Origin of the sequence: Pseudomonas sp. F01002 (assembly GCF_004402115.1) — a bacterium.
Taxonomy (GTDB): domain Bacteria; phylum Pseudomonadota; class Gammaproteobacteria; order Pseudomonadales; family Pseudomonadaceae; genus Aquipseudomonas; species Aquipseudomonas frigoris.
Window position 1 is genome coordinate 23,121 of the sequence record NZ_SOPU01000017.1, and the last position, 19,222, is coordinate 42,342.

Below are 19,222 nucleotides of genomic sequence, written 5' to 3' on the forward strand. Positions count from 1 at the left end.
TGAACTGTTTGCCGCTGCCCTCGGTGTCATTGCCGTCTGGTTGACGGTCAAACAGAACCCCTGGTGCTGGCCGATCGGTCTGGTCATGGTGCTGCTTTATAGCTGGATCTTTTTTGAGGTGAAGCTCTACTCGGACATGCTCCTGCAGGTGATCTACGCCGCATTGCAGCTCTATGGCTGGTGGCAGTGGACGCATGTGGGGGACGCGCGCCATGGTCGGCAGGTCAGCCTACTCGACGCTAAATCGGTCGCTATCAGTCTGGTCATTGGAGCGATCGGCAGTCTGTTGCTGGGCGCTGCAATGGCGAACTGGACTGATGCCGCACAACCCTGGCTCGATGCGGCACTGACTGGTTTCAGCCTGGTGGCGCAGTTATGGATGGCGCAAAAACGCGTTCAATGCTGGCCGCTGTGGTTCACCCTGGATGTGATCTTCGTCGGGCTGTTTATCTACAAAGACCTGTACCTGACCGCTGGGCTCTACGCGCTGTTCGCCCTGATTGCCGTGCAAGGCTGGCGGGAATGGCGGGCCGATCCGGCGTTGCGCACATGAAAGTTCTGGTACTCACAGGCCCCGAATCCAGCGGCAAGAGTTGGCTGGCAGCCGAGTTACAACAGCATTTCGGCGGTGTCCTGGTAGACGAATATGTACGCTGGTTCATCGAACAGAACCCACGAGACACCTGCCTGGCCGACATTCCGGAAATCGCCCGAGGACAGCTGAAATGGGAGGACGAGGCACGCGCCCGACAGCCGCATTTGCTGATTCTCGACACTCACTTGTTGAGCAACATCCTCTGGAGCCAGACCTTGTTTGGCGCTTGCCCGACGTGGATAGAGCAAGCATTGTTGGCACGGCACTACGACCTGCATTTGCTGCTGAGCCCCGAAACCGTGGCCTGGCATGACGACGGGCAGCGTTGCCAACCGCAACTGGCAGCACGCCAGGCGTTTTTCCAGGCCAGCCGCCAATGGCTTGACCTGCACCGCCAGCCTTGCCAGGTACTGCAAGGTGATTGGAAACAGCGCAAGGACGCGGCATTCGAGGCTGTGACGCGCTTGCTCAAGGCCTGACAGGGGTACCCAGCCCTGCCGCAAATGTCCATTCCTGAAACACCCCCCCCTGCGCAAACCTGCGAGCTGAAGCGGCCCGAGCACTCCAGCAAGAAAATGTTAAGCCACTGATACAACCTGCCTTCAGCGCCCTTGGCGAGCAATGCCGCCAGCATGGACGGCGTTTTTGCGTGGCTCTTGTCTCAGTGGCGTTACAAAATTTTTTTGACCACCTCGACAATTAAAGCCAACCAACTGGTTTTAAAAGAAAAACAAGAACCGGCACACCTTCTGCTCTCTTCCTCGTAACGCGGATAAGGGCCAGCGTTTCACTTACAGAAGGAATTGCCGCTGTGGGGAAATTTGATAAAAGCATTTATAGCCTCTTGCTGATCGGATGCGCACTGGGCTCAAGTGTCTGCCTGCCTGTACAGGCTGACAACGGCATCATCATTATCAAACGTGATGTCCAACCACGCATGGCAACGCGTGCGCCGTTGATGCCCGACCCTAGCCCCACGACCGCCAATGCCAATCCGTCCAAACAAATCATCAGTCAAACGAACGAGTTGAGCGACGGCGACTTTGCCGGTGTCGCCAGTGGTGCAGGCATCTCCCGCCTGATCACTCAAAACACCAACAACCTGGGCGGCAATATCAGCAACCAGACCCAGCTTTCCAACCTCCCCGCCGGACGTTCGGGAAATTCGGGCAACGGTATTGCAAACATGGTCAATTCAAGCGTCCAGCAAGGCCTGGGTGCTCTGAAAGTCATAACGGGAGACCGTTAAGATGAATCGTACGCTGCTGATTATCGCCATGTTTTGCAGTGCATCGACCTTTGCCCAATCTCCCGTCATAAACAACGCCGAAATCGACGGCTCGGGCACGCAGTACCAGGGCAACCTCGCGGTCAACCAGGCTGCCGGCGATCTACAGCAACAGGCTAACGCCCGGGCCATCGCCGTGGGCCATGGGGCCAGCGCGACCACACAGATTCGCCAACGGCTGCGTACGGTGGTCGACCCCAGGATCGATGCTCGATCCAGCATTCAAGGCGACTCCTTCAGCCACGGCAACGGCGTACTGGGCGTCAACCAGAGCGCGGGCGCCAGCAACCAGCAAGCCAATGCCCTGCGGATAAGCATCAGTACACAGCCGCAAAGCATCGACGACAGCGTCCTCAGGCAACAGAACGTGACGCTGATCACTAACTCCGATCCAACTGACTCTGCACCAGGCTATCGCCAGGTCGCTACCAGCGATCAGGCCTTCACCGGTAGCCGTGGGGTGATCCAGTTGAATCAGAGCGCCGGGGTGGGAAACCGAACGGCCAATACCCTGAGCGTACGGGTCACGGATTGACCCAAACAGGTAGGTACAACACTTAACCTAAAATAAGTACGGAGAATCACCATGAAACCTTCGATGGCAATAAAACCTCTGGTTTTTGCAATCGCTGCGGTCTTGGCTGTTGCTGCTCAAGCTGGACAGAACGATCGACGTAATCACCATAACAACGGTCACCACACCCCTCCTCCAACATGGATCCATACCGACGCGACCGCCAATGCGAACGATAGGCAGACCAGTACCGGCAACCGCATCCACAACGAAGGGACTCGGAACTCAGCCGAGATGAGCAGCTCTGGCGGAGGCGCGAGCGGCAACGTCGGCGTCAACGTGGCAGCAGGCGCCGGCAACCAACAAGACAACGCGGCCGCCATCGCAAACGCTGGCTCCACCTCCAGTCTCGATAACAGCTTCGTGTTCGGCACTTCCGAAGCCACCGCTCGAGTCTCGCAATTCAGCAACAATAACAAGGTCAACAACTACGGCGTCACAAACTCTGCCGTGATGAGCGGTTCGGGCGATGGCAGTAGCGGCAACATGGGTATCAACATTGCTGGCGGCGACCTCAACCAGCAGAAAAACACCATGGCAATTGCCAACTCCAATGCCCCGCTGGGTAACGCAACAGCCAGCGCCTCTGCCAATCAAAGCGGTCCTGGCCTGACAGTGAATAACACCGCTGATCGGACCTACCGCGTGGATACGATTACCGTTACCAACACGGCCAGCGGTAGTTTCTCTAAAGATAAGTCGTTCGAGGTTAGCGGCAGTGAAAGCGCTTCTTCGAGCTGGGCCGCGGCCGGTGCCAAGAGCTCTAATTCCAGCGGTTCCCTTAGCGTTGATATAAGCGGTTCGAAGAGCAGCAATGCGAGCGGTTCCAACAGCAGTTCTGCGAGCGGTTCTAACAGCAGTTCTGCGAGCGGTTCCAACAGCAGTAGTGCAAGCGGTTCTTCGAGTGCATCCTTGGATGCTTCCTTGAGCGCTACTTTGGACGCTGCTACTGCGGCTTCCCATTCCACTACCGTCAATAATGGCAATGGCGATCGCACCCGCAGCAGCAGTTCCGACGCATCGCTTACCGCATCGCTTGACGCAACGCTTAACGTAGCGGTAAACAAATCGTTCGACAAATCGCGCGATTCCTCCTTCGACAGATCTCGCGACTCCTCGTACGACAGATCGAGCGATTCCTCGTACGACAGATCGAGCGATTCCTCGTTCGCAAAATCGTTCGATAAGTCGTTCGAGAAATCGAATGCCTCCTCGTTCGAAAAATCGGGCAGTAAATCGTCCGAATCCGAGTTCGCAAAAGCGGGAAGCTTCAGTGAGAGCAGTTCATTTGATTTGAGCAACACCTATTCCTATCAAGTGCTGACTCCAACTGGCTGGGCCAACCCTGTGACCAACACTGCAACCCTGAGCGGTTCGGTGAATGGCGGCAGTGGCAACCTGGGCGTCAACGTGGCTGCCGGTGTGGGTAACCAACAAAGCAACTCGCTGGCCATTTCCAACCAGTCGTTCTAATTGCTGTCTCTGGAGGCCCCCTTATGGGGGCCTTTTTCAACACAACCAGAAGGCGTCCCACTATGCGCATTATCGCCTTGGCATTTTTGCTTTGCGTGGCCAGTGTGATCGAGGCTGCACAACTGCCGCTTTCCGTCCTGCCGGGCGGCGCGGTGGTGTTCAAGCCGATCCAAAGCGTGCGTGAGCGCAAGTTTGCCGACCTGGTGCAACAGAAAACCGACTTCAGTTGCGGCGCAGCTGCGCTGGCTACCGTCTTGCGCCAGGCCTATTGGCTGGACGTGAACGAAGAACAAATCATCGAAGGCATGCTGTCACACTCCGATCAGGATCTTGTCCGCGTCCAGGGCTTTTCCATGCTCGACATGAAGCGCTACGTGGAAAGTATCGGCATGCGGGCCCGTGGCTACCGGGTAGCGCCGGAAACGTTGAGCGAGATCAGAATTCCGGTCGTGGTACTCATGGATATCCGTGGCTACAAACATTTTGTGGTCATGCAAAGAGTCCATCAGGGCTGGGTATATATCGGAGATCCGGTACTCGGTCATAAACGTTACAAAGTCGAAGACTTTGTAAAAGGCTGGAACGGCATCATCTTTGCCGTCATCGGCCAGGGCTACGACAAAGCCAATGCGTTGCTCGCCCCCCCACTGCCACTGACCGCCAAAAACCGCATCAACACCTTCAGCCCGGTGCAAGACGCAGAGTTGATGGATTTCGGATTCATCCAAAGCGACTTCTTCTAATAACAAGGGAGCACGACGCTCCGGGAGCATTCCAATGAAGACTCCAATCTGGCTGGCCGTGGTTTGCCTGGCCGCCAGCCTGCCGACCCAGGCACAGACGTTCAAACCCATTGAACTGAATGATCAGGAATTGGCGACCCTGCGAGGCCGCTATGTCATGCCGGGACGGATCGTCAGTTTTGGCATTGTCATGACCAGTACTTGGCAAAATGCCAACGGTGAAGTGATCGGGGCAACTTCCTCGATGCAAATTCAACAATCGACCATCAAGCCACAGTTCTATGTATTGATGATCGACGAAAAAGGTAACGGTTCAGCGAGTTCGCAAGGCACCGGCACTGTCATTGGCGGCAGCGGCCTCAACAGCACCGAAGGCGTCACTCAGGTCGTGCGCGCTGCCGGCGACCATAACACTGCCTACAACAACGTTGATATCAACGTCACAAAAGCTAACCAAGCACCAGCAACGCAACAGCATGGCCAGGCACTGGCCGCAGGCTCGACGTTGGTCGGCGCCAATGGCGCGGGCTCGCTGAGCATTTCCTCGACCGGTACGGGTGTGCAACTCAACATCGTGGCCAACAACAACCAGGGGAGTACCGAACAACGCCTGGCACAGGGTGGGCTGATGCAGAACACGACTTTGCTCGGCGGTGGTAACCAGGTCCGCAACTTCACGTCCCTCAATGTCGTGCTGAGTGACAACGTGGCGACAGGCGGGTCGCTGAATGGCAACCTGGACCAGCTCAAAGGTCTTCGCACTCAAGGATTCTGATCTACGCTCAGTCTCATCAGATGAAGTCAGAAGGGACGGCTAACCTATGCACCGATCGTTAACGTTCAGAGCTATCGTTTGTTTGAGTAGCCTGGCCCCGGCGGCACTGCTACACGCAGCACCGGACCCCCAGGTCGAAATACTAAAACAAGAACTAATGGAGTTGAAACAGCGTTACGAAGCACAACAGAACGCGCTGATGGTACTCGAGCAACGCGTTCGCCAAGTCGAAGAAACACCTGCGACACCGGCTCCCAAACGCCTGACCAAATCCCCTGCCGAAACGACCAAGGGTGCCCAGACGGTGGCCGCCGGTGCGCCGGGAACCACAGGCAGTTCATACGGCCAATCGCTCAAGGATGATTCGGAGCCTGCGCAAAGCGTTTCCAACCTGTATGACGAAGCCAGCGGCTTCTTCGGTGGCGGCAAGTTCAGCCTCGAAACCGGCATCACCTACACGCACTACGATACCCGTGCGCTGACGCTCAATGGCTTTCTGGCACTGGACTCGATTTTTCTCGGCAACATTGATATCGACCGTATCAAGGCGGATAACTGGACACTGGACCTGACCGGCCGCTACAACGTGGCACAACGTTGGCAGTTCGACATTAACGTCCCCGTGGTTTATCGCGAATCAACGTATTCCTCCGGTGGCGCAGGTGGCGCAGGCCCGGTGACGTCGGACGCAACCGTTACCCGCGACCCGACCATCGGTGATGTGAACTTTGGCGTTGCTTACAAGTTTCTGGATGAGTCGGCCAGCCTGCCCGACGCGGTCGCTACACTGCGCGTCAAGGCGCCGACCGGCAAGGATCCATACGGCATCAAGCTGGTCAAGGACTCGGGCAATGATAACCTCTCGGTACCCGAAGACTTGCCTACCGGCAATGGTGTCTGGTCCATCACCCCGGGTATCTCGCTGGTCAAGACCTTCGACCCGGCCGTGCTGTTCGGCAGCCTGGCCTACACCTACAACATGCAAGACTCTTTCAGCGACATCAGCCCTCAGGTCAACTCCAAGGTACGCGGGGACGTGAAACTGGGCGATTCCTGGCAGGTCGGCGCAGGCATTGCATTCGCCTTGAACGAGAAGATGAGTATGTCGTTCTCGTTCACCGATCAGTTCGCCCGCAAGAGCAAGATCAAGCCGGACGGTGGCGATTGGCAATCGATTACCAACAGCGATTACAACTCGGCCAACTTCAACATCGGCATGACCCTGGCAGCAACCAATAACCTGACCATCGTTCCCAACCTGTCCATCGGACTGACCGACGACTCGCCAGACTTTTCCTTCAGCCTGAAATTCCCGTACTACTTCTAATCCACAACAACAAAGCCCCGCTGCGACTTCAATCCCAGCGGGGCTTTTTTTGTTGTAGATCAAAAGATCGCAGCCTCCGGCAGCTCCTACAGGGTGAACCCATTCCAATGTAGGAGCTGCCGGAGGCTGCGATCTTTTGATTTTTAGATCTTGCGTCTAACGTATCTGATGCTTGTGCAACAAACGGTAGAAGGTAGGCCTGGATATCCCCAGCACCTTGGCGGCGATGCTCAAATTATCGCTGTGGCGGTTAAGTACATCACACAAGGCCTGGCGCTCTGCCCGGTGCTTGTAGTTCTCCAGCGTGCCCATCGGCGCGGCAATGGCCTGCTGGCTGATCAGCCCCAGGTCTCGCGCTTCGATCTGCCGGCCTTCGGCCAGTACCAACCCGCGACGTACCCGATTGGCCAGCTCGCGCACATTGCCCGGCCAGTCATGCTTGCCCATGGCAATCAAGGCATCTTCACTGAAGCTGCGCGGACGGCGGCCGGTTTCATGGCTGTAGAAATGGGAAAAGTGGTTCGCCAGCATCGACAGATCGCCATTGCGCTCACGCAGGGGTGCGGTCGCGACCTGCAACACGTTCAGGCGATAGTACAGATCTTCGCGAAAGCGTTTCTTCTCGATCGCGGCCTCAAGATCGACATGGGTCGCGGCCAACACCCGCACATCCACGGGAATCGGCTGACTGCCGCCCACCCGCTCGATGTGCTTTTCCTGGAGGAAACGCAACAGGTTCGCCTGCAGCTCCAGGGGCAGATCACCGATTTCGTCGAGAAACAGCGTGCCGCCATTAGCCGCTTCGATCCGCCCGACCTTGCGTTGATGGGCGCCAGTAAAGGCCCCCTTCTCGTGGCCAAACAGTTCGGACTGGATCAAGTGTTCGGGAATTGCGCCGCAATTGATCGCAACAAAGGGTTTGCTGTGACGCTGGGATTGTCGATGGAGCGTGCGGGCGACCAGTTCTTTACCGGTACCGCTTTCACCACGGATCAATACCGGAGACTCGGTGGGCGCCAGCTTGCTCAGCAACTTGCGCAGTTCGCGAATGGGTTTGCTGTCGCCAAGCAGCTCGTGTTCAGGCTGATCAATGTGAACCGTGCCCTGCCCACGCAGGCGTGCCATCCCGAACGCTCGGCCCAGCGTCACCTGAACCCGGGACACATCGAATGGCAAGGTATGGAAATCGAAAAACCATTCGCAGACAAAGTCCCCGACATTCTGCAATCGCAGGACTTCCTGGTTGAGTACGGCGATCCACTCGGTACCGCTTCGGCTGATCAGCTCTTTGACGGCTTCCGGGCGTTCGAGGTGAAAAGGCTGCAAACGCAACAGGCCGACATCGCAGGTTTTGTCGGCAACGTTTTCCAGGGTGCAGCTGTCAACGTCCCAACCCACAGAGCGCAAAACCGGCAGCAGACGATGACAGTCGTCGCAAGGGTCCACTACTAACAGACGTCGTAAGGCAGGCGCTTCGATCATGACTGTTCCTTGGCGCCAAATTTATGAAATATTATTAAAAACAGTCGTTTGGCGGACCTGGCTGTAACGTTAGCAATAATTTGACGTGACCTTGTACCGTTTGACTATAGAGCAGTTGCGTTATTAGTTATAAGAAGCGACTTAGTTAGTTACCTAACGAGTCCTGCCTTTCATTCAGCTTTCAAACCCTGTCCAAACCTTGAGCCAATGAAAGAAAGTTGATATTTCTTTTAATTGTATGTGACCCACCCCCCGGTTGCGGGCATCAGTACAAGTAACCAGCCGAACGGTAAGCCCAACCGACGGCACATCACTTGATTGGGCATACAGAGAGAAAAACCCATGAACGCCCCGCTCCGCATCAACGAAGCTCTTTTGATTGCCGACCGCGCATTCCAACCGTTCCAATGCGTGGCCTGGGCCCCACAAGACGGCAATGGCGAACTCAGCCTGACCGTTATCGATCGCACCAACACCCGCAGCATCGGCCGCAAGCAGATCCCAAGCAGTGCCTATACCGATCCTGCGCAACTTGAATGCCTGCTTGAAGCGGCACGTGCGGAATTGAGCGAGGAGGGTTACAAACTCCAATCGTGGTCGATGCCACACTAAGCGTTTTGCGGGTTACTAAACGGTAACCCGCACCCTCCCCGATTATTCTTCGAACTTGCACGCACCCAACTACTTGGCAGGCTTGTCAGTGGGTCGAAAAGACACTGTTCTGGCACACAGCGACCCTCCGCCTGTTAGTTATGACAGTTGTGCATCCAGGCGTTCAGGGATTGAATGTTTCCTTATACAGTCGCCACCCAAACTCCCGGTTCAGGACGACTCGCAAGGAGCTGCGTGCATGTCAATCCAGACCGCGCTTGCATTACCGGAAACCCGGAACAACGCCGGCAAACTTGATACAACCTTTGCCTCGTCTGGCAAAACCCAGGTGTATTTCGCTGGCAGCCTCTCAAGCATGGCCAACGGGGTCGCGATTGATTCACGCGGCAGGTTGTTAGTCGCGGCGAAGGTCGGAACGCCAGGCGGTAGCCGCTTCGGCGTGGCACGCTTGCTCGAGGACGGCTCGGCGGATCTGGCGTTCGGCAATCAAGGCAGCGTCATCGGGCAATTTGAACACGGCTTCGAGGCCATGGCCGGCAAAGTCCACGTACTGCCCGATGGGCACATTCTGGTTGCCGGCCTGCACTACGAAAATGCTCACCGGACACTGCCCGCCCTCGCCCTGTTTGATCAGCATGGTCGGCCGGTTCAATGTTTTGGCGACAATGGCCGCTGCGTCGTGCGTCTGCCGGGGGGGCTTTCCCAAGGCGTGCGTGACACCTGGCTACCACCCGGCGTACCGGGAGCAGAAGCCTGTGATGTCTGCGTGCAGGAGGATGGCCGAATCTTGCTGCAGGCCAATCATCACTTCGAACTTGCCGATCATGTCGGCATGCTGATACGACTCAACACCGACGGCTCGCTGGACGACACCTTCAACGGTCGTGGCTTCGTGATTGTCAGGCACTTGTTGATGAATACTTGGCTCAGCAGCCTGATGGTGCAACGAGACGGCCGGATCCTGGTGGGCGGGTCGATCAACTTCCCTGAAGAAGGTCTGTTGGCCCGTTATCACACCGACGGCAGGCTCGACGATTGCTTCGCCGTGGATGGTTTCATGACCTTCAAGGCACGTGGGTATAGCGCTCAGGTCAGCCGGATCGTCCAACAGGAAAATGGCGATGTGCAGTGCTTTGGCAGCAGCCGCGACCCGATGCATTGCCTGGCACTGAAAGTACACAGCAACGGCCGCCCGGACATTCATTGCAATGGAGGCCAGGCCCAACTGCTGGAAATCGGTCACAGCGGCTGCCAGTGGACCGACGCAAAGGCACTGCCGGACGGCTGCGTGGTGACGGTCGGAGCCACGATCGGCGGCGTCGAGGCGGATTTCATTCTGGCGCGACATCTACCCGACGGGCAACTCGATCGCAGCTTCGGCAATGGCGCCGGCTGGGTTCGCACCCGCCTGAGCCGCAGCCTGGATACCGCGACTTCAGTGGTCATGCAGGCCGATGGAAACATCGTCGTCGGAGGCTATTCACTGGACGGCAACTATCGATCGATCGTCGCACGCTATCTTGGGTAGGCCTGCACAGTTTTCCTACACTTGATCTTCCGTTCCCCTTACGGCAAGTTGCGCGCTTCTTAATACAAGGAGTAGCCGATGCCCGGTTCAATGGCTCAGGCGTTCGCGCACAATTTTCTCGGGCATTCACCCCGCTGGTACAAGGCAAGCATTGTCGGTTTCCTGATTCTCAACGCATTGGCGCTGTGGACCGTAGGCCCGGTGGTGGCCGGCTGGCTGCTGGTGCTGGAGTTCATCTTCACCCTGGCCATGGCGCTCAAGTGTTATCCGTTAATGCCCGGCGGCCTGTTGTTGATCGAAGCACTGTTGCTGAAGATGACCACGCCCCAGGCACTCTACGACGAGCTGGTGCACAACTTTCCGGTGATCCTGCTGCTGATGTTCATGGTGGCCGGCATCTACTTCATGAAAGACCTGCTGCTGTTTCTGTTCTCACGGCTGCTGCTCGGGATTCGCTCCAAGGCGCTGCTGGCGTTGATGTTCTGCTTCCTGTCGGCGTTTCTGTCGGCGTTTCTTGATGCCTTGACCGTGACCGCCGTGATCATCAGTGCAGCCGTCGGCTTTTACTCGGTGTATCACCGCGTCGCCTCCGGCAATGATCCGCGTCAGGACAGCGCGTTTGGCGATGACCAGCACCTGCCCACACTCCATCACGCCGACCTCGAACAATTCCGCGCCTTTCTGCGCAGCCTGCTGATGCACGGTGCCGTGGGTACCGCACTGGGCGGTGTTTGCACATTGGTCGGTGAGCCGCAGAACCTGCTGATCGGCCACGAGATGGGCTGGCACTTCTCTGAGTTCTTTCTGAAAGTCGCCCCGGTTTCATTGCCGGTCCTGGTGGCCGGCCTGGTGACCTGCGTCCTGCTGGAGAAACTTCGCTGGTTCGGTTACGGCACGCTGTTGCCGGACAACGTGCGTGCGGTTCTGGCCAATTACGCCGCCGAAGACAATGCCGAACGCACCTCGCGCCAACGTGCAGCGCTCATCGTGCAGGGATTGGCAGCGCTGATTCTGATTGCGGGGTTGGCGTTCCATGTTGCTGAGGTCGGCCTGATCGGTTTGATGGTGATCGTGCTGATCACCGCATTCACTGGCATCACCGACGAGCACCGTATCGGCAACGCGTTCAAGGACGCCATGCCGTTCACAGCGCTGCTGGTGGTGTTTTTCGCGGTGGTGGCGGTGATTCACGATCAGCAACTGTTCACGCCTTTGATCCAGTGGGTGCTGGCGCTGCCAGCGGATCAACAGCCGGGCATGCTGTTTATTGCCAACGGCTTGCTGTCGGCCATCAGCGATAACGTGTTCGTCGCGACCATTTACATCACCGAAGTCAAACAGGCCTTCATCTCCGGCCACATGAGCCGTGAGCATTTCGAGACGCTGGCGATTGCGATCAACACCGGCACCAACCTGCCGAGCGTGGCGACGCCCAATGGTCAGGCTGCGTTTCTGTTCCTGCTGACCTCGGCGATTGCACCGCTGATTCGACTGTCGTACGGACGGATGGTGTGGATGGCGTTGCCGTACACCGTGGTGATGGGTGTTCTTGGCTGGTATGCAGTGAGTTTCTGGCTGTAACACCAATCAACCTGTAGGAGCTGTCGAGTGCAACGAGGCTGCGATCTTTTGATCCCGCTTGTAAAAGCAACATCAAAAGATCGCAGCCTCGTTGCACTCGACAGCTCCTACAGGGGTTTCAGCGTTTCAGGATGTAGCGCTCGATTGCCTGCGCCGCGCCGTCCTCGGTATTGGCGCCCGTCACCACGTCCGCCTGGCGCTTCACTGCCTCTTCCGACTGCCCCATGGCAATCGACAAGCCTGCGCGGTGAAACATCGCCGGGTCGTTGCCGCCATCGCCCAGCGCCGCGGTCTGCTCCAGCGGCACACCGAGAAATTCGGCCAGTGTCGCCAGCGCTGCACCCTTGTTGGCTTGCATCGCGGTCACGTCCAGATAAATCGGCTGTGAACGGGAGACCTGTGCCTGGCCTTCCACTTTGGGCAGCAGGAGCGCTTCCAGCTCAATCAACAACTGCGTGTTGTTGCTGGTGGCGACGATCTTGTCGATGCGTTCCAGGTACGGCTCAAAACTCTCGACCACCACTGGCGGATAACCCAGGCCGTGCTGTTCACGAGGCACCATTGGGCCGTTCGGATCTTTCAGCAACCAGTCGCCACCACTGAACACCCAGATTTCGATGTCCGGCCGGTCGGCAAACAGCGCCAACGTGGTCAACGCCGCCGTTGCCGGCAAGTAATGCGCGACCAGCAAACTGCCGTCCGGATTGACGATGGTGCCGCCATTGAAGGCTGCCGTCGGCAGGTCGACGCCCAGGGCTTCAATCTGCTGCAACATGGCTTTGGGTGGACGGCCGGTGGCCAGGCTGAACAACACGCCCGCCTCGCGCAAGGAACGGACCGCTTCTATGGTGCGTTGGCTGAGACTGTGATCAGGCAGCAACAAGGTGCCGTCCATATCACTGAGCAGAAAACGGATGGGTTGCGACGTGGTATCACTCATCCGAGACCGTGCCAGACGCGACCGTCGCGAGTCAGCAGATCTTCCGCAGCCTGCGGGCCGTCTTCGCCAGCGGCATAGCTCTGCACGCTCACGTCCTGCTGCCAGGCATCAAGGAAAGGCTGTACGGCGCGCCAGCCGTTCTCGATGTTGTCGGCGCGCTGAAACAGCGTCTGATCGCCGGTCAGGCAATCGTAGATCAGGGTTTCATAGCCGGTGGACGGCTGCATTTCAAAGAAATCCTTGTAGGCAAAGCCCAGTTCGATATTGGCCATTTTCAAGGCCGGCCCGGGCCGTTTGGCCAGCAGATCGAACCACATGCCTTCGTTAGGCTGAATCTGGATTCGCAGATAGGTCGGTTGCAGCTCATCGACCTCGGTATCGCGGAACTGCGCATACGGCGCCGGTTTGAAGCAAATGACAATCTCGGTGTCGCGCACGCTCATGCGCTTGCCGGTGCGCAAGTAAAACGGCACGCCGACCCAGCGCCAGTTGTCGATCATGACTTTCAGCGCGACGTAGGTTTCGGTATTGCTGTCGGGCGCCACGTTGTTTTCCTGGCGATACCCCGGCAACGGCTTGCCATCGATTTCGCCGGGCGCGTATTGGCCGCGCACCGAGTTGGCCAGCGCTTCTTCGACTGTCCAGGGACGAATCGCACCGATCACCTTGGCTTTCTCACCGCGTACCGCATCGGCGCCAAAGGCGGCCGGCGGTTCCATTGCGACCATCGCCAGCAATTGGAACAGGTGATTGGGCACCATGTCCCGCAAGGCGCCGGTGTGTTCATAAAAACTGCCACGGGTTTCCACGCCAACGGTTTCGGCGGCGGTGATTTGTACGTGGTCGATGTAGTGATTGTTCCAGAACGCTTCAAACAGGCTGTTGGAAAACCGGCTGATCAAAATGTTCTGCACGGTTTCCTTGCCCAGATAGTGATCGATCCGGTAGATCTGGTTTTCCGTCATCACCTTGAGCAAGCAAGCGTTCAAGGCTTCGGCAGTATGCAGATCGGAACCGAAGGGTTTTTCGATCACCACCCTTCTGAACGCTTCTGGCGACTCTTGCAGCAAGCCGGCGGCGCCGAGACGACGCACCACCTCGCTGAAGAAACGTGGCGCGGTGGCCAGGTAGAAGACGGCGTTGCCGGTGCCGCTGGCGGCGATTTTCGCCGCCAGGGCTTGATAGGTGCTGTCGTCCAGGAAGTCACCCTGGACGTAGCTGATGCCTTTGGCCAGCTTGGCCCACAAGTCCGGGTCAAGGGCCTGATCGCCCTTGCCGACCTTGGTGGCCACTTCGGCTCGAATGAAGTCTTCGAGTTTTTTCGCAAAGGCTTCATCGGTGATGGCGTTGTGGTCAACGCCAATGATCCGCAGTCCATCCCCAAGCAGACCGTCACGACTCAGGTTGTACAGCGCCGGCATCAGCAGACGCTTGACCAGGTCACCATGGGCACCGAACAGGAACAGCGTGGTCGGTGGTGCGGGTTCTGCCTTGGATTTATTGCGGATCAGACGGGTCATTTTTTCGAAGTCTCCACGTGGCCGCCGAAGCCGAAGCGCTGGGCCGAGAGAATCTTGTCGCCAAAGGTGCCTTGCCCGCGCGAACGGTAGCGCGAGAACAGCGAGTTCGACAGCACCGGTACCGGCACCGATTGCTCCATGGCGGCTTCGATGGTCCAGCGACCTTCACCGCTGTCGGCCACGGAGCCAGAATAGCCGTCGAGTTTCGGATCGCTGGCCAGCGCGTCGGCGGTCAGGTCGAGCAACCAGGACGACACGACGCTGCCACGACGCCAGACTTCGGCGATGTCGCCTACGTTCAGGTCGAAACGCTGATCTTCCGGCAGGTTGGTGCTGGCCTTGGTCTTGAGGATGTCGAAGCCTTCAGCGAAGGCCTGCATCATTCCGTATTCAATGCCGTTGTGGATCATTTTCACGAAATGGCCCGAACCGGCCGGGCCTGCGTGGATGTAACCGCGTTCGGCACGATCGTCTTCGGACTTGCGGTCCTTGGTGCGAGGGATGTTGCCCAGGCCCGGTGCAAGGCTCTCGAACAGCGGATCAAGGCGTTTAACCACCTCGGCTTCGCCACCGATCATCATGCAGTAGCCCCGCTCCAGGCCCCAGACGCCGCCGGAGGTACCGACGTCGACGTAGTGCAGGCCTTTTTCCGAAAGGGTTTTCGCCCGGCGGATGTCGTCCTTATAGAAGGTGTTGCCGCCGTCGATGATGGTATCGCCAGCTTCGAGCAAGGTGCTCAGGGTGTCGATGGTGTCTTCGGTCGGTGCGCCGGCCGGCAGCATGACCCACACCGCACGTGGCTTGGCCAGGCCAGCGACCAGCGCCGGCAGGTCGATGACGCCAGAGGCGCCTTCTGCGGCCAGGGTGTCGACAAAGGCGGTATTGCGATCGTAAACAACGGTGGTATGACCGTTAAGCATCAGGCGCCGCGCAATATTACCGCCCATGCGGCCCAGTCCAATAATCCCGAGTTGCATGTGCTGATGCTCCCTACTACAAATAATGTGTGTCAAAGGTTATAGCCCAACGCGACTCATTCGACTTAGTCCAGCGTTGGGGCACATAGTTTCCGGGCATTGTGCCCGATCCAGATTGATAACGTCGGTAATCGCGCCGAAGACACAACGACCATAAAAAATAAAAAAGTTCCCTTCCGGGGCAAAAGAAATCAAAATCGCAGCCGATAGTAAATAAGCACCGATGTCGGGGCGGATTTACAGTTGAGACAGCCATTTGCGAGGTGAGCAATGGGCACAGTACACGCAGCACTGCCAGCACAAACCCTTTACGTCACGATCCGTCGCGATGAATTGCGCCAGTTGAAAGACGAGCGCGACCAGTTGAAGCAGGAGCTCGCGCAATTGCGCTTGTTGACACAAAGCAATCAGGCCCAGCCTTTGCCCGTCACTCACCATGTGCCTCACGCCTGATCCCCTCGCTTGATTCGGAAGCAGCCCAGTGCTGTTTCCGACCTGCCATCCCCCTTTCCCTACGCCATTGCGCGACTGCTCTGTCAGACACCCCCTAAAGATAATAACTATTCTCGTTTAGAGCTAAATCCCGCCTCTCCCCTTCGTCTTTTAACAAACGGAATTTTTTCTTCGAAGACAAGGAGTCGGCTGCGATGTTCGCGCCTATCACCCGTTCCATGACTTTTACCCTGGGCCTGTGCAGTGCCGCCCTGTGCCCCGACTTGCTGGCTGAAACCGGCCCTGACAAAGAACCTGGCCGCACCCTCGAACTGGGCGCCACCAATGTCACCGCCCAAGGCTTGGGCAGCACCACCGAAAACACCGAGTCATACACCACCGGCGCCATGAGCACTGCGACGCGCTTGACCTGTCGATCAAGGAAACACCGCAATCGGTGTCCGTGGTCACGCGTCAGCAAATGGACGATTTCAAACTCGGTACGCTTTCCGAAGCCATGGGCCAGACCACCGGCGTGGTGGTTCAGCACAACGATTCGGATCGGGTCAGTTATTCGTCCCGGGGTTACACGATCAGAAATTTCCAGGTCGATGGCATGCTGAACACCTTCAGCTACATAAAGTCCGACTCGGACACCATCATCTACGACCGCATCGAAGTGGTTCGCGGAGCAACCGGCCTGACCACTGGCGCCGGAGACCCTTCGGCCACCATCAGCATGGTGCGTAAACGGCCGACGTCGCAGTGGGAAGTCCAAACCGGGGCCAGCGGTGGTAGTTATGACGACTACTACAGCTATCTGGATGTCGGAGGCCCAATGGCTTTCGACGGACGCCTGCGCGGACGCAGCGTGCTGGCCTATCGCGACAGCCATTCGTTCCGCGACAAGTACCAGCAACAACGTGAAGTCGGCTACGGGATTCTTGAAGCCGATTTGACCGATGACACCGTATTGGCGGTGGGTTACGACTATCAGAACAAACACGTCCAGGGCTCCTCCTATGGCACCACGCCCTATTGGAACGCTGACGGAGGCAAAGCGAACCTGGGACGCTCCACCAACATGGCCACGTCCTGGAGTTCCTGGCCGTTAAAGGACAAGACAGCGTTCGCCACTCTGGACCAACAACTGGGCGCCGGCTGGCACTTCAAAGCAGCCTACACGCACCGCGAAAGCGATACGGACGGCAACTTGTATTACGGCGGTGGCGGCTTCCCGAATGAGGACCGCAGTGGCATGAGCGCCTACTTGGGCCATATGCTCGGGACGCAGAAAATGAAGGCTTACGACTTTAACGTGGCAGGCCCCTACTCGCTGTTCGGTCGGGAACACGAAATGATGTTCGGGTATGGCGAGGCCGAACGCCGCGAAGAAAGTCCCTACATGGTTGAGGGCGCACAGCCGTCGGGTTACTTGAACATCCCCGACTGGAAGTACATGGGCGGCATCGCCAAGTATCCCGACACCGTCACCCACCTTTCAGGTTCAAAAAACAATACCCGCCAGAAGGCTGGCTATCTGGCCACTCGCCTGAGCCTGACGGATGACCTGCACGCGGTGCTCGGCAGTCGTTATGGCAGTTGGAAAGCCTCGAGCACGACCAACAGCTACGACGACAACCTGCAGTTGAGCAGCGTCGATGCTACCCGTCAGGAACACAACGACATGTGGACGCCCTACGCCGGGCTGCTCTACGACCTCACCCCCGAATACACGGCGTACATCAGCTACACCGACATCTTCAACCCGCAAGACAACCGCGACAGCCATCGCAAATACCTCAAGCCAGTGGTGGGCAGCAACTATGAACTGGGCCTCAAGGGCAGCCTGCTTGAAGAACGTCTGAACCTCGCCACCGCGTTGTTCTGGAGCAAGCAGGACAACGTTGCCGAACACGACGACTCGGTACCGCCGGACCCGGTGACCGGCGAGGAGTTCTTCAAGTCAGGCGGCAAAGGCAACAAGGTTCAGGGCTTCGAAGTCGAGGTCTCTGGCGAGGTCATGGCCGGCTGGAATATAACGGCCGGCTACACCTACACCCACTCGGCCAATGGCGAGAAGAAACGCGCCAATACCAACCAGCCGCTGAATATGTTCCGACTCTCCACGGCCTATCGCCTGCCCGGCGACTGGCAGGCACTGACCGTGGGTGGCGCGGTGAACTGGCAGAGTGACGTCTTTGGCAACTCGAAACGCCCGGACGGACGCAACGCAGATGGCACGCTGATCACCGAAAGCGCAAAGATCCGGCAGGAGGCCTACACCGTGGTCAAACTGATGTCGCGTTATGAGTTCGACAAGCACCTGTCCGCCTCGCTGAACGTCGATAACCTGTTCGACAAGAAGTATTACGACAACGTCGGGTTCTATAACGGTGTGTTTTGGGGTGACCCGCGCACGGTGACCCTGAGCCTGGACTGGAAGCTCTAGACGCAGGTAATTCCCATTTAACGGAATCGGCGGATAATGTCCCTTCGACATTGCTTCATGGAAGAAAGGACCCGACAACTCGTAGTGGGGCACACCATGAAACGTACAACCATGATCCTCGCCGGCCTGATGATGTTCAGTTCAACAGCTGCATTCGCCGAAGGTGGCGCTGAACGCATGCGGTACTACTTTGAGAGCCTGCGGCTCAGCCAAGAGGCGAATCAAAGTAACGCCAGCAACACCGCTGAAATCAGGGTTCCGGATGATCAAACTGCGCAAGTGACAGAGCACTACAAACCGTAACGACAAAGGGCGTCCTGATGGACGCCCTTTTTCTTTGCCCGTAATACCTTAAAGCGCCTTGGTCCAGAACAGCATCCGACCGTGCGCCGGGTCGAACATGCCTGCAGCAAAACCGAACTTGCCATAGGAAGCCTGGGCGACTGCATTACCTTCCAGCACCTCCAGTGTGATTTTGCAGCAACCGCGCTGGCGAGCGATGTCCTCGACCTTTTGCAGCATCTTCTGGCTCAACCCCAAGCCGCGAAACTTCTTCACCACCACCACATCGTGCACATTGACCAACGGCCGACAGGCGAAGGTCGAGAAACCTTCAAAGCAATTGACCAGTCCGGCCGGCTCGCCACCGACAAAGGCCAGAACGCTGAACGCGTGGGGACGTTTGGCCAGTGCCGCCGGCAGTTGCTTCAACAAGTCGGCGGGCAACGAGTGGCCGCCACCCATCGGGTCTTCGGCGTAAGCATTCAGCACCAGTCCAATAGCCTCGGCATGCACTGGATTGGTATAGCTGGCCTGAAGTACAAGAATTTCTGCGGATTCCATTTCCACCCTCGTTCACACATTAAGTTGCCCCAGTGCATCTCGCACTGAAGGGCCGACCGACAATATCGCGGGCACAGCCG

At 57.6% G+C, this 19,222-nt stretch carries 18 protein-coding genes and 1 pseudogene; 14 read left to right on the forward strand and 5 right to left on the reverse strand.

Annotated elements, in window-relative coordinates; all coding sequences use genetic code 11:
* From pnuC to E3W21_RS12305, 8 genes are all read left to right on the forward strand, one after another.
* On the forward strand, positions 1-553 hold a 553-nt coding region (pnuC, locus tag E3W21_RS12270; protein WP_134420388.1), incomplete at its 5' end, for a nicotinamide riboside transporter PnuC.
* A complete protein-coding gene (locus tag E3W21_RS12275) occupies positions 550-1,074 on the forward strand; it encodes an AAA family ATPase (protein WP_134420016.1) in 525 nt (174 codons plus the stop codon). The genes pnuC and E3W21_RS12275, both read left to right, overlap by 4 nt.
* A gap of 332 nt (positions 1,075-1,406) precedes the next feature.
* Positions 1,407-1,844 carry a hypothetical protein gene (locus E3W21_RS12280; protein ID WP_134420018.1) on the forward strand — a complete coding sequence of 146 codons (438 nt, stop codon included), beginning with the start codon at positions 1,407-1,409 and terminating at the stop codon, positions 1,842-1,844.
* A 1-nt stretch (position 1,845) separates the two neighbouring features.
* Complete coding sequence (locus E3W21_RS12285; RefSeq protein ID WP_129444357.1) at positions 1,846-2,418, forward strand: adhesin; 573 nt, start codon at positions 1,846-1,848, stop codon at positions 2,416-2,418.
* Positions 2,419-2,469: 51 nt separating this feature from the next.
* Positions 2,470-3,930: a heme utilization protein gene (locus tag E3W21_RS12290; RefSeq protein ID WP_134420020.1), complete on the forward strand. Its 1,461-nt coding sequence runs from the start codon at positions 2,470-2,472 to the stop codon at positions 3,928-3,930.
* Positions 3,931-3,992: 62 nt separating this feature from the next.
* A complete protein-coding gene (locus tag E3W21_RS12295; RefSeq protein ID WP_134420022.1) occupies positions 3,993-4,673 on the forward strand; it encodes a C39 family peptidase in 681 nt (226 codons plus the stop codon).
* 34 nt (positions 4,674-4,707) lie between these two features.
* Entirely contained in the window at positions 4,708-5,448 is a 741-nt protein-coding gene (locus E3W21_RS12300) for a hypothetical protein (protein ID WP_134420023.1), read from the forward strand.
* A 46-nt stretch (positions 5,449-5,494) separates the two neighbouring features.
* Positions 5,495-6,775 carry a hypothetical protein gene (locus E3W21_RS12305; RefSeq protein ID WP_134420025.1) on the forward strand — a complete coding sequence of 427 codons (1,281 nt, stop codon included), beginning with the start codon at positions 5,495-5,497 and terminating at the stop codon, positions 6,773-6,775.
* A gap of 156 nt (positions 6,776-6,931) precedes the next feature.
* Here E3W21_RS12305 and E3W21_RS12310 read toward each other — a convergent pair whose 3' ends face one another.
* Positions 6,932-8,257 (reverse strand): sigma-54 dependent transcriptional regulator, encoded by a 1,326-nt coding sequence (locus E3W21_RS12310; protein ID WP_129444367.1) that lies wholly within the window; start codon positions 8,255-8,257, stop codon positions 6,932-6,934.
* A 342-nt stretch (positions 8,258-8,599) separates the two neighbouring features.
* On the opposite strand from E3W21_RS12310, the gene E3W21_RS12315 reads away from it, so the two are divergent.
* The 3 genes from E3W21_RS12315 (at position 8,600) to nhaB (ending at position 11,978) form a co-directional block, all read left to right on the forward strand.
* Positions 8,600-8,869: a hypothetical protein gene (locus tag E3W21_RS12315; protein ID WP_008149930.1), complete on the forward strand. Its 270-nt coding sequence runs from the start codon at positions 8,600-8,602 to the stop codon at positions 8,867-8,869.
* Positions 8,870-9,107: 238 nt separating this feature from the next.
* Positions 9,108-10,397, forward strand: a complete 1,290-nt coding sequence (locus tag E3W21_RS12320; protein ID WP_134420027.1) for a hypothetical protein — start codon at positions 9,108-9,110, stop codon at positions 10,395-10,397.
* Positions 10,398-10,475: 78 nt separating this feature from the next.
* On the forward strand, positions 10,476-11,978 hold the full coding sequence (nhaB, locus tag E3W21_RS12325; RefSeq protein WP_129444371.1) for a sodium/proton antiporter NhaB: 1,503 nt from the start codon (positions 10,476-10,478) through the stop codon (positions 11,976-11,978).
* Between the two features lie 118 nt (positions 11,979-12,096).
* On the opposite strand, the gene E3W21_RS12330 is transcribed toward nhaB, so the two are convergent.
* The 3 genes from E3W21_RS12330 to gnd are packed head-to-tail and all read right to left on the reverse strand — an operon-like array spanning position 12,097 to position 15,415.
* Positions 12,097-12,918: an HAD family hydrolase gene (locus E3W21_RS12330; RefSeq protein WP_134420029.1), complete on the reverse strand. Its 822-nt coding sequence runs from the start codon at positions 12,916-12,918 to the stop codon at positions 12,097-12,099.
* On the reverse strand, positions 12,915-14,438 hold the full coding sequence (zwf, locus tag E3W21_RS12335) for a glucose-6-phosphate dehydrogenase (RefSeq protein ID WP_134420031.1): 1,524 nt from the start codon (positions 14,436-14,438) through the stop codon (positions 12,915-12,917). Before zwf ends, E3W21_RS12330 begins: the two co-directional genes overlap by 4 nt.
* Positions 14,435-15,415 (reverse strand): phosphogluconate dehydrogenase (NAD(+)-dependent, decarboxylating), encoded by a 981-nt coding sequence (gene gnd / locus E3W21_RS12340; RefSeq protein ID WP_134420033.1) that lies wholly within the window; start codon positions 15,413-15,415, stop codon positions 14,435-14,437. The genes zwf and gnd overlap by 4 nt, the downstream gene beginning before the upstream one ends.
* A 270-nt stretch (positions 15,416-15,685) precedes the next feature.
* Between gnd and E3W21_RS12345 the strand changes: the two genes are divergently transcribed.
* The 3 genes and pseudogenes from E3W21_RS12345 to E3W21_RS12355 all read left to right on the forward strand — a co-directional run bounded on the left by E3W21_RS12345 (position 15,686) and on the right by E3W21_RS12355 (position 18,602).
* Positions 15,686-15,868, forward strand: a complete 183-nt coding sequence (locus tag E3W21_RS12345; RefSeq protein WP_134420035.1) for a DUF6026 family protein — start codon at positions 15,686-15,688, stop codon at positions 15,866-15,868.
* Between the two features lie 194 nt (positions 15,869-16,062).
* Positions 16,063-18,299, forward strand: a pseudogene (locus E3W21_RS12350) (TonB-dependent siderophore receptor).
* A 96-nt stretch (positions 18,300-18,395) separates the two neighbouring features.
* On the forward strand, positions 18,396-18,602 hold the full coding sequence (locus E3W21_RS12355) for a hypothetical protein (RefSeq protein ID WP_046054123.1): 207 nt from the start codon (positions 18,396-18,398) through the stop codon (positions 18,600-18,602).
* Positions 18,603-18,650: 48 nt separating this feature from the next.
* Here E3W21_RS12355 and E3W21_RS12360 read toward each other — a convergent pair whose 3' ends face one another.
* The gene (locus E3W21_RS12360; protein WP_134420037.1) at positions 18,651-19,142 is read right to left on the reverse strand and encodes a GNAT family N-acetyltransferase; all 492 of its coding nucleotides are present in this window, start codon (positions 19,140-19,142) and stop codon (positions 18,651-18,653) included.
* Positions 19,143-19,222 lie beyond the last annotated feature (80 nt).

Bases quoted from the DNA above. Each gene is read 5' to 3' on its own strand.
- E3W21_RS12275 (WP_134420016.1), top strand. From the start codon at position 550: ATGAAAGTTCTGGTACTCACAGGCCCCGAATCCAGCGGCAAGAGTTGG.
- E3W21_RS12285 (WP_129444357.1), top strand. From the start codon at position 1,846: ATGAATCGTACGCTGCTGATTATCGCCATGTTTTGCAGTGCATCGACC.
- E3W21_RS12290 (WP_134420020.1), top strand. From the start codon at position 2,470: ATGAAACCTTCGATGGCAATAAAACCTCTGGTTTTTGCAATCGCTGCG.
- E3W21_RS12295 (WP_134420022.1), top strand. From the start codon at position 3,993: ATGCGCATTATCGCCTTGGCATTTTTGCTTTGCGTGGCCAGTGTGATC.
- E3W21_RS12300 (WP_134420023.1), top strand. From the start codon at position 4,708: ATGAAGACTCCAATCTGGCTGGCCGTGGTTTGCCTGGCCGCCAGCCTG.
- E3W21_RS12305 (WP_134420025.1), top strand. From the start codon at position 5,495: ATGCACCGATCGTTAACGTTCAGAGCTATCGTTTGTTTGAGTAGCCTG.
- E3W21_RS12310 (WP_129444367.1), bottom strand. From the start codon at position 8,257: ATGATCGAAGCGCCTGCCTTACGACGTCTGTTAGTAGTGGACCCTTGC.
- E3W21_RS12315 (WP_008149930.1), top strand. From the start codon at position 8,600: ATGAACGCCCCGCTCCGCATCAACGAAGCTCTTTTGATTGCCGACCGC.
- E3W21_RS12320 (WP_134420027.1), top strand. From the start codon at position 9,108: ATGTCAATCCAGACCGCGCTTGCATTACCGGAAACCCGGAACAACGCC.
- nhaB (WP_129444371.1), top strand. From the start codon at position 10,476: ATGCCCGGTTCAATGGCTCAGGCGTTCGCGCACAATTTTCTCGGGCAT.
- E3W21_RS12330 (WP_134420029.1), bottom strand. From the start codon at position 12,918: ATGAGTGATACCACGTCGCAACCCATCCGTTTTCTGCTCAGTGATATG.
- zwf (WP_134420031.1), bottom strand. From the start codon at position 14,438: ATGACCCGTCTGATCCGCAATAAATCCAAGGCAGAACCCGCACCACCG.
- gnd (WP_134420033.1), bottom strand. From the start codon at position 15,415: ATGCAACTCGGGATTATTGGACTGGGCCGCATGGGCGGTAATATTGCG.
- E3W21_RS12345 (WP_134420035.1), top strand. From the start codon at position 15,686: ATGGGCACAGTACACGCAGCACTGCCAGCACAAACCCTTTACGTCACG.
- E3W21_RS12355 (WP_046054123.1), top strand. From the start codon at position 18,396: ATGAAACGTACAACCATGATCCTCGCCGGCCTGATGATGTTCAGTTCA.
- E3W21_RS12360 (WP_134420037.1), bottom strand. From the start codon at position 19,142: ATGGAATCCGCAGAAATTCTTGTACTTCAGGCCAGCTATACCAATCCA.